Source organism: Pseudopedobacter sp. (assembly GCF_040392825.1).
Lineage (GTDB): Bacteria > Bacteroidota > Bacteroidia > Sphingobacteriales > Sphingobacteriaceae > Pseudopedobacter.
On record NZ_JBEBVH010000177.1, the window covers coordinates 1 to 8,664 of the forward strand.

At 34.5% G+C, this 8,664-nt stretch carries 10 protein-coding genes; 2 read left to right on the forward strand and 8 right to left on the reverse strand.

Annotated elements, in window-relative coordinates:
* Positions 1 to 164: 164 nt before the first annotated feature.
* The 5 genes from ABWO41_RS12495 to ABWO41_RS12515 are packed head-to-tail and all read right to left on the reverse strand — an operon-like array spanning position 165 to position 3,734.
* Entirely contained in the window at positions 165 to 1,148 is a 984-nt protein-coding gene (locus ABWO41_RS12495) for a YihY/virulence factor BrkB family protein (RefSeq protein ID WP_353138354.1), read from the reverse strand.
* Positions 1,149 to 1,157: 9 nt separating this feature from the next.
* The gene (locus ABWO41_RS12500) at positions 1,158 to 1,565 is read right to left on the reverse strand and encodes an acyl-CoA thioesterase (protein ID WP_353138357.1); all 408 of its coding nucleotides are present in this window, start codon (positions 1,563 to 1,565) and stop codon (positions 1,158 to 1,160) included.
* 12 nt (positions 1,566 to 1,577) lie between these two features.
* On the reverse strand, positions 1,578 to 2,618 hold the full coding sequence (gene mltG / locus ABWO41_RS12505) for an endolytic transglycosylase MltG (RefSeq protein ID WP_353138360.1): 1,041 nt from the start codon (positions 2,616 to 2,618) through the stop codon (positions 1,578 to 1,580).
* A 43-nt stretch (positions 2,619 to 2,661) separates the two neighbouring features.
* Positions 2,662 to 2,970: a rhodanese-like domain-containing protein gene (locus ABWO41_RS12510; RefSeq protein WP_353138363.1), complete on the reverse strand. Its 309-nt coding sequence runs from the start codon at positions 2,968 to 2,970 to the stop codon at positions 2,662 to 2,664.
* Positions 2,970 to 3,734 (reverse strand): PASTA domain-containing protein, encoded by a 765-nt coding sequence (locus tag ABWO41_RS12515; RefSeq protein ID WP_353138366.1) that lies wholly within the window; start codon positions 3,732 to 3,734, stop codon positions 2,970 to 2,972. Before ABWO41_RS12515 ends, ABWO41_RS12510 begins: the two co-directional genes overlap by 1 nt.
* 302 nt (positions 3,735 to 4,036) lie before the next feature.
* On the opposite strand from ABWO41_RS12515, the gene ABWO41_RS12520 reads away from it, so the two are divergent.
* Complete coding sequence (locus ABWO41_RS12520; RefSeq protein WP_353138369.1) at positions 4,037 to 5,026, forward strand: D-alanine--D-alanine ligase; 990 nt, start codon at positions 4,037 to 4,039, stop codon at positions 5,024 to 5,026.
* Here ABWO41_RS12520 and ABWO41_RS12525 read toward each other — a convergent pair.
* Positions 5,019 to 5,432 (reverse strand): acyl-CoA thioesterase, encoded by a 414-nt coding sequence (locus ABWO41_RS12525; RefSeq protein WP_353138372.1) that lies wholly within the window; start codon positions 5,430 to 5,432, stop codon positions 5,019 to 5,021. The two genes, ABWO41_RS12520 and ABWO41_RS12525, sit on opposite strands and share 8 nt — an antisense overlap.
* 191 nt (positions 5,433 to 5,623) lie before the next feature.
* On the opposite strand from ABWO41_RS12525, the gene rpsO reads away from it, so the two are divergent.
* On the forward strand, positions 5,624 to 5,908 hold the full coding sequence (gene rpsO / locus ABWO41_RS12530) for a 30S ribosomal protein S15 (RefSeq protein ID WP_353138375.1): 285 nt from the start codon (positions 5,624 to 5,626) through the stop codon (positions 5,906 to 5,908).
* Between the two features lie 74 nt (positions 5,909 to 5,982).
* On the opposite strand, the gene ABWO41_RS12535 is transcribed toward rpsO, so the two are convergent.
* Positions 5,983 to 7,890 carry a DUF294 nucleotidyltransferase-like domain-containing protein gene (locus ABWO41_RS12535; protein WP_353138378.1) on the reverse strand — a complete coding sequence of 636 codons (1,908 nt, stop codon included), beginning with the start codon at positions 7,888 to 7,890 and terminating at the stop codon, positions 5,983 to 5,985.
* Positions 7,891 to 7,920: 30 nt separating this feature from the next.
* The gene (locus ABWO41_RS12540) at positions 7,921 to 8,565 is read right to left on the reverse strand and encodes a 3'-5' exonuclease (protein ID WP_353138381.1); all 645 of its coding nucleotides are present in this window, start codon (positions 8,563 to 8,565) and stop codon (positions 7,921 to 7,923) included.
* Positions 8,566 to 8,664: the final 99 nt, after the last annotated feature.

Below are 8,664 nucleotides of genomic sequence, written 5' to 3' on the forward strand. Positions count from 1 at the left end.
GTTACAGTCAACGGTTTTCAAGACCGCCGCATTCGACCGCTCTGCCATTTCTCCGCCACAAAAGTACAAACATTGGCCAAATCTCCAAAACCAATAAGGCCTTTTTTTGAGTATGTAAGCTAATGAGCTAATAAACAGTAGAATATTTTTTTGTTATTCTGTTTCTAGGAGGTAGGAGAAGAAGGTTTGTCGCTTTTAAACGAATTAAAACGGGGTCTAACAATTTTAATACTGCGCTTAGAGAGCTCTAAACTTGCATTTAATTCAAAGCCGATTAGGAGAATTAGTGAATTTAGATATAACCATATCATCACTACCAATAACGTTCCGATGGAACCATACAATTTATTATATGCTCCGAAATTATTGATAAAAAAAGTGAAACCGAAAGTGGTTAAAATAGCCAATACGGTAGCCAACCATGCACCGGGACTGAATAATTTCCATTTTTTGGCATTGGCGGGACCATAACGATATAGGAGCGATGTGGTAAAAAAGTAAACACAAACAATAATGAACCACCGCCCGATAGCAATTAGGAATATCCAGAATCTGTTGTTTTCAAAATTGAGCTCTTCCCTGAAAGTGTTTAATATAAATTCGGTAATAACCGTTATAGAAACACCCAGAATGATTGAGAAAGTTGTGAGAATGGTCAAATTCATGGCGACCAGCCGTTGCCTGGCCCAACTTCTGGTTTCTACTATCAATGAAGATTTATTGAAGGCCTGCATTAAAGTATGTATTCCGTTGGTAGCAAAGAAAAGCGCAAGGATAAAACCTAATGAGAGTAAACGGCCATTTTGATTTTTCACAATATCTTCCAGCGTTTCTTCAAAAGCTCTATACGCATTTTCAGGTAAAAGTAACGCTATAATCGCCATTAATTGATTCTGAAAATTCTTAATAGGAATATAGGGGATAAGCGTAAATAAAAAAATAATAGCAGGGAAAACAGCCATTAAAAAATTGTAAGCAAGAGAAGAAGCTTTATTAACAAGAGATTCTTTTCCTATTTCCTGAAAGAAAAAGGTAGCTACGGTATATAAAGGCAACGAGTTGAAGCCCGGCAGAATAATGAATTTTGTCCAGGCGATAAACTTACGATAGAACCCGAATTTACAAAAGAATCTATGCAGTCCCCTCATTCAACTAAATTACTCAAAAAAAGGATTCAATTTATTTGCAAAACTCGCCGGAGGAAGACAAGGCTTATTTTTTTGCATATCTACAAAAACCATAGTGGTTTCGCCTGTGTGTACATGTTCATTATTTTCATTATAGATGTCGTATCTAAACAAAATCCTTACTCCTGGTTTGTCTGCAATGGTTACTTTTAAAGTGATTAATTCGTCATACTTAACCGGCTTGAAAAATTTCGATTTCATTTCCAGAACAGGGAGCATAACACCATCTTCTTCCATAGATTTATAAGTCATGCCCAGACTACGCAGTGCTTCGGTACGACCTACTTCGTAATAGGTTGCATAGTTTCCGTTATAAACGTAACCCATCTGATCGGTATCGGCATATCTTACTCTTATTTTTGTTTCAAATACAAACATCAATTCCTCCTGCTATTTCTTAATGTTTCTTTGATTAAGCGCTGCCTGGAATTTTCTGGCATTAACCAGATGTTCTGCAAGTGTAGTAGCAAAATTATGGTAACCAGAGAAATCTTCTTTAGCACACATATAAATGTAGTTATGCTTTTCCGGACTTAAAGTAGCATCTATTGCATTAATTGAAGGCATCATGATAGGACCCGGGGGCAATCCTCTAACACGATAGGTGTTATAAGGAGATTCTTTTGTCAGATGTCGGTTTAACACCCTGCGAATGGTAAAATCGTTATTTGCAAAAATCACCGTAGGGTCTGCTTCAAGTTTAATACCGCTTCTTAATCTATTTAAATATAGCCCCGCAATGGTAGGCATTTCTTTATCCGCAAGCGCCTCGGCATCTACTATCGAAGCTAAGATGGTCACTTGCTGAGGTGTCAATTTAAGATCTTCTGCTTTTTTCAATCTTTCCGATGTCCAGAATGATTTGTATTCCTTATTCATTCTAAGAAAGAAATCTTTGGCAGAAGTATTCCAGAACATCTCGTAGGAGTTAGGAATAAACATGGTATAAATGTTATCTTTGGTAAAACCATATTCTCCAACGAATTGAGCTGAATCTAACAATTGCATTAGCGAAACCGAATCAAATTCTAACTTCTGAGACACCGATTTGGCAAAGTTTTCTTTAAGTCTGATATTCCTGAAAGAGATATCAACGGGCTCCTGGTTACCTGCAATCAGCATATTAATAATAGCCCTGTTATTCATTCCGGGTTTAACAGCGTACTTACCCGGTTTAAATTTTGTTTGCAACGCTCTGTCGGAAGCTAAACTATAAAAGTAACCCGGTCGTTTCAGAAAATTTACTTTGGCAATAGAGTCTTTCAATTGTTCATAACCGGCATTGGTAGGAATATATAAGTAAACCTTCTCTGTAGTTTTGACATTGTCGGCAAAATATTTAAAATAAAACTTAGGCAATATAATAGCAGCAATAATCACTAATATAACTGCTAAAGCAATGATTATTTTTTTTGTCTTATTTGTAAGCATGTTTATTTACGGATGTTTTTTATCTATTTGCGGGATTTTGAGCCTAAAGGATTCTTTGTAATTTTAATAAACCTCCTTCTAAATTTCTCACATTTCTAAAACCGAAATTCTCCAATAAGGTTTTAGCTGTTTTACTTCTTAGTCCTCTCTGACAAACAACTATTACAGCTTTATCCTCCGGTAATTCCAAATCTTCATCTTCTAACAATTTCTGTATTTTACCCAGCGGAATATTTTGTCCGCCTATATTGAAAGTATGGAATTCCAACTCTTCTCTAACGTCTAAAATAAAAACATCGTCTATTGAATTAAGAATGATATTTTTAAATTCTTCAGCCTGTATATCGTTCATTACTGATTAGATAATACAAGGTTTATCCTTGTTCCTATACTTACTTTTACAACAGAATCCTGAACGTTGGGGAATTGTGAAATGACTATGGCATTTGCCGAATCTGTAACAGCACCTTCGTAGTATACTTCACCAAGGGTAAGTGATGATCCTTTAATTGAAAATTTAGCTTCGCTTAATGTTAAACCTCTAAAGTCAGGAACCTCAATCTCGCTGGCACCCATGCCGTCTCCCAATATCAGGTTTATTCTTGAACCTTTTGGTAATTTTTGTCCGATCTTTATTGGTTGATTTGCATAGTTAAAACCTAAAACGGCATCTCTGGCAATATCAGATTTATATATGGTATCGCCAATTTTTAATCCGTAATTTTCCAGAACGGCTTTCGCCTCTAAAAATGTTTTATTCTCTATATCGGGAAAATTTACGTCGGGTGTCTGAAAACTAACGATAGTTAAATAGATTATACGATTGGTTTTTACATTCGTTTCTGGATCTGGGTCTTGTTCCAAAACCATACCGGCGGGTTTGTCCATCACATAAACCGAATCTATTTGATATCTTAAACCTTTTTCGTCTAAAACGCCAATAGCCTCGTTAATATTTAAACCTTTAACCAAAGGAACAGCAAGTCCTTCGCCATGTTTTGTATAGTATCTTAAGCTGAAGAACACCACGAAAAGTAGGACCAGAACAGATACAATAGCAATAATTAACTGCTTACGGAATTGCGGCGTTGCCAGATATTGAAAAAACTTACTCATTAAGTCTGATTAATAACAAAAAAATATACTCCAAACTTAGCCAAAAAACGGGAAACTGGACTAACAAAAATTATAAACTTTGTTAAAAACCTGAATACCGGATTGATTATTTACTGATAATTTGAATGTTCTGATTTTTTTATTCTTTTGAAAATAAAAACAGATTATCGTTTATATTTGGCTGTCATGAAACCTGTATAATTAAGATAGCTATTAAGCGTATGAGGCAGTATTATCTGACGTGATTAAAGGTTTTTGTTTACCGAGAGGTAGTAGATCTGATTAAAAATTAATAAGAACAAATGAAAAAAAATATAGCATTAGTTGCAGGTGGTTTTACCGGTGAGTCTGTAGTTTCTTTAAACAGTACAAAAACGGTATATAAGAATCTGGATAAGTCTAAATACAACGTTTACCAGGTAATTATAGAAACTGAAAAATGGTATTATGAAAATGAAAATGGGAATGCTTACCCAGTTGACAAAAATGATTTCAGCGTAAATGTACAGGGAGAGAAAATAAAATTCGATTGTGCATTTATAATTATCCATGGAGTTCCGGGTGAAGATGGAAAGTTACAGGGCTATTTCGATATGATTGGTCTTCCTTATACCAGTTGCGACGCCACAACTTCTGCCATTACCATGAATAAAGGCTATACAAAGCAAATTGTATCGCCCGTTCCTGATTTAAATATTGCCAGATCTATTCAGCTGTTTTCTTTAAATAATTATAGCAGGAACGAAGTTGAATCTAATCTGAAATTACCAGTTTTCGTAAAGCCAAATAACGGGGGAAGCAGCATTGGCATGTCTAAAGTTAACCATTGGGTGGATTTGGATACTGCTGTGGAAAGAGCCTTTAAAGAAGGTTCGGAAGTTCTTATAGAAGAATTTATATCAGGTAGGGAATTTACAGTAGGAGCTTACACCGCAGAAGGTGAGGTGAAGGTTTTGCCCATTACTGAAATTATTACAACAAAAGATTTCTTTGATTATGAAGCTAAATATACTGCAGGATTGACAAATGAAGTAACTCCCGCTGAGTTGGATATTACAATTGTAAATAAAGTAGGGGAGATCATTCAGAAAGCTTATATTCAATTAAATTGTAAAGGAATGGTACGTATCGATTTTATCCTGAAGGATGATAGAGATTTCTATTTTATAGAAGTTAATACCATCCCCGGACAATCAGAAAATAGCATTATTCCCCAACAAGTTCGGGCTGCCGGGTTAACGCTAGAATATTTCTATGGTAACCTGATAGAGGAAGCTTTGACTGCTAGATAGAGTACAACTCTATTATATTTTCTGGGAGGAGAGCACTTCTTCCGGTTTTCATATCAATCATCACAAAATCGAACCAGCCAACAGTGCTGGTTTTGTTTGTTTTAAGATTATTGATGGTAAACTCAACCTTACAACCTTTATCGTGTACACTTACAATCCCCGTTTCGACACTAAAAATATCGCCCATTTTTAGTGGTCTTTTATATTCTATTTGCACCTTCTGAACTACCCATCCATAGCCTAGCTTTATAAACTCTTCCATAGACATTCCGTAAAAAACATCCATTTGTTCATATCTGGCAGCTAATACATAATCCAGATATTTACTATTGTGGACATGATTAAACATATCGATATCATCGGGACGTACTTTATGTTCGGTTTTAAATTTTTTATACAAGCTCATGATATTTATTCCGGGCGAAAGTAAGCTTTATTATGTTGTAATTAATGCTTCTAGTGTAAATATGACTTAAACTAAATTATTGAATAATAAGAGTAAGGTTTGTTTTTTGTTTTCTCCTTAGGATTTTATTACAATTAATTGTACTTTTGCATGCAATTAATCAAATAATTAGCTTTAATATTATTCAGGTAATGTATTTAAGTACAGAAAAGAAGAAAGAAATCTTCAAACAACACGGGAACTCTGAAACAAACACAGGTTCTGCAGAAGGACAAGTTGCATTATTCACTTACAGAATTGCACACTTAACAGGCCACTTAAAATCAAATAAAAAAGATTTTTCTACTCAGTTGGCTTTACAAAAACTAGTTGGTAAAAGAAGAGCTTTATTAGCATATCTTTACAAAAAAGATATCAATAGATATAGAGCAATCATTAAATCATTAGGATTAAGAGATATCATTAAATCTATCTAATATTTATAGATTACAAAATCTTCTAAAAAGCTTCTGATATTAATCAGAAGCTTTTTTTATGCGTTCTCTTTTTCTTATCCTAAAATATTATTGGTAAATCGCATTTTTATACCTACCTGAAAATTATAAATTGTCTTGAAGATTTCTTTCAACGTGGCTTTCTCTATTTTTGTAAGCTTATCTATCTGAATATAATTATCCGGACTTGTTTTCTCGATCATAATCTGGTTGGCCTGATTTTTTAGACGTAATCCCATCAGGTAATAATAAGATTGGTATAACTCATGATATTGTTCCTGACTAAAAACTCCAAGTTCCATTAATTTTTTGAGTCTTTCTCCGGTATTTTCCTCATAAACTCTTTTTCTAAGTGCATAAACACGAACTAAATCGACAATAGGTGTCATGGCATTCTTAATATCAAAAACTTCAGATTTACCAATGGTTTGTGTCCTTATATTATTGAAGAAGGTTAGAGGAGGTTCGTACTGAAGTGCATTTTTTGCAATATAGGCAAAGAAACGTTCTATTGGCTTTTGCAACTCTTCTTCCAGAAATTCCTTTAGCTGATGGATGATAGTTCTATCTCCATATAAATACCGGCAGTCAAAGAATGTAGAGAATTTAATGGCGTTTTCGGGTACAGATTCTTCAATCCATTTTTTATAGTTGCGTTTCCAGTGAGATAGGGAATGTGTCCAATCTGGATTACTGGCCATGTAACCGCCTTTACAATAAACAAAGCCAATATCGTTTAAATAATCAGAGACTCTTTTAGCAAACTCTAAAAAATATGCTCTAACCATTTCTCTATGCTCGTTCGCTTTATCCTCGTAAATGATAGCGTTATCCTGATCGGTTTTTAAGGTCTGTTCTTTTCTTCCTTCACTGCCCGTAACCATAAATACGAACTTTGCAGGCGGTTCGCCCATTTCACCAATTACTTTTTCTATAACCTTAATGGCAATACTGTCTGCTATAGTTGTAATTACCTGATTTACAATTTCAGAATGTACACCGCGACCTAAAAGCTGATTGATAATTTCGGGAACATAATTCCATTTTTCTCTAAGCTCATCTACAGTTACCGCAAGTTTTACCGATTGAATAAATACAAGGGGAGACTGTCCCTGTTCGCTTAATAGGCGATTTCTGCTTAAAAAACCAACATATTTACCATCTTTTTCTACTAATAAATATTTAGTCTTTGTTCTAAACATCATCAGCACCGCCTCATATAAATAAGCATCATTAGATATGGAGACTATAGGATTATCCATTACACTGGAAATGGGATCTTCCGGATTTTTACGTTGCGCAATAACATTATCTCGAAGTGTTATGTCTGTTGCATATCCAATAATCTGATCTCGGCTATCTTTTATGAATAAACAGCTTACTTTGTTTTTTGCCATGTGCTGGGCTGCTTCGAAAATAGGAGTATCCGCATGGCAGGAAACAATATCTTTATAAATAATACCTTCTATTTTTCTGGAGTACAACTGTTCGGCAGCTATATAACTTTCTTCAAAAGAGGCTGGTTTTTTTACGAAATGAGCAAACTCGTCGTCCAGCATCCGTTTTCCGAAATCCGTAGTATAATACTGGAAAAATTCGTCATAAGCATTGCATAAACCTATAAAATCTTTACGCGGTAAAGCATAAACAACGGTTCCTTTTTTTGCGATAACTGATTTTAGTGCTTTTGTTCTGTTTAGCAATACAGAAATGCCACCAAAACAATACGGAGTATGGTGTATTTCTACTGATCTTTTATTTTCAGAAGCATCAAAAAAGAATGTTTCATATTCACCTTCGTATATAATATCAACTCCCTTCATTTCGGTAACTTCCTGTCGATAAGCCAGGGTATCTTTAGAATACCTGACTTCTGTAAGGGCATCTGCTACACCTTTCAAAATACTTTCTGGTAGTAAATCGAATGGTTTTGTATTCTTTAAAAGCTCAACCAGTTTGTTCATAAGCTTAAATTTGTGGGTAAAATAGGAAAATTACGACACTTGTTTTTTAAGAATATTCAATTGTTTAGAAAAATATTCCTGTTGCGACTGAATATCTTCTGTATAGATTTGCTCTCTTTTTAAGAGTTCGAAAAAGCAGTTAGCAGTTAATTCTGCGTCTTTTTCGGCATGATGCAGATTTATTGGATGTTCATTAAATAAAAACTCATATAGCTGCGAAAGTCTTAGATACTTTACTCTTGGATTTCTTGCATACTGCGCACTTTTTAGCATTGTACAAAAAAAAGAACTGCATTCGAAAGGATTTTTAATTCTTGACCTTAAATAATCGGCGCTTAGAACGTGAATGTCTAGTTCAACAAAATGACCAATAATCAAAGGATCATATTTCTTTATATCATAAGCTAATTTCCGTAGAATCTCTTTTCTTCGTTTGCCATTTTTTTGGAGAAAGTCTTCGGTTATGCCATGGACTTTTATAGAATTTTTACCAATGACAATGTCTTTTTCATTAACATATTGGTTTTCTCTTTTAACTTCTGTGCCGTCTGGTCTGTAAATAATCCACGCTATTTGTACAGCGTAAGGCCAATTTAAGTTATTTGTATAGGGGAGATCCCAACGTTTGGGCAGTCCAGAGGTCTCTGTATCAATAAACAGCAAATAATCCTTCAAAATTCAGAGTCTTAAAATTGATTTAATAAAGATATTAAATCAAAACCAAATAGCCGGACGTTTAAACTTTTTCTTTGTGAAGTAATGCAGGGATGGTTT

Bases quoted from the DNA above. Each gene is read 5' to 3' on its own strand.
- rpsO (WP_353138375.1), top strand. From the start codon at position 5,624: ATGTATTTAAGTACAGAAAAGAAGAAAGAAATCTTCAAACAACACGGG.
- ABWO41_RS12535 (WP_353138378.1), bottom strand. From the start codon at position 7,890: ATGAACAAACTGGTTGAGCTTTTAAAGAATACAAAACCATTCGATTTA.
- ABWO41_RS12495 (WP_353138354.1), bottom strand. From the start codon at position 1,148: ATGAGGGGACTGCATAGATTCTTTTGTAAATTCGGGTTCTATCGTAAG.
- ABWO41_RS12510 (WP_353138363.1), bottom strand. From the start codon at position 2,970: ATGAACGATATACAGGCTGAAGAATTTAAAAATATCATTCTTAATTCA.
- ABWO41_RS12520 (WP_353138369.1), top strand. From the start codon at position 4,037: ATGAAAAAAAATATAGCATTAGTTGCAGGTGGTTTTACCGGTGAGTCT.
- mltG (WP_353138360.1), bottom strand. From the start codon at position 2,618: ATGCTTACAAATAAGACAAAAAAAATAATCATTGCTTTAGCAGTTATA.
- ABWO41_RS12515 (WP_353138366.1), bottom strand. From the start codon at position 3,734: ATGAGTAAGTTTTTTCAATATCTGGCAACGCCGCAATTCCGTAAGCAG.
- ABWO41_RS12500 (WP_353138357.1), bottom strand. From the start codon at position 1,565: ATGTTTGTATTTGAAACAAAAATAAGAGTAAGATATGCCGATACCGAT.
- ABWO41_RS12525 (WP_353138372.1), bottom strand. From the start codon at position 5,432: ATGAGCTTGTATAAAAAATTTAAAACCGAACATAAAGTACGTCCCGAT.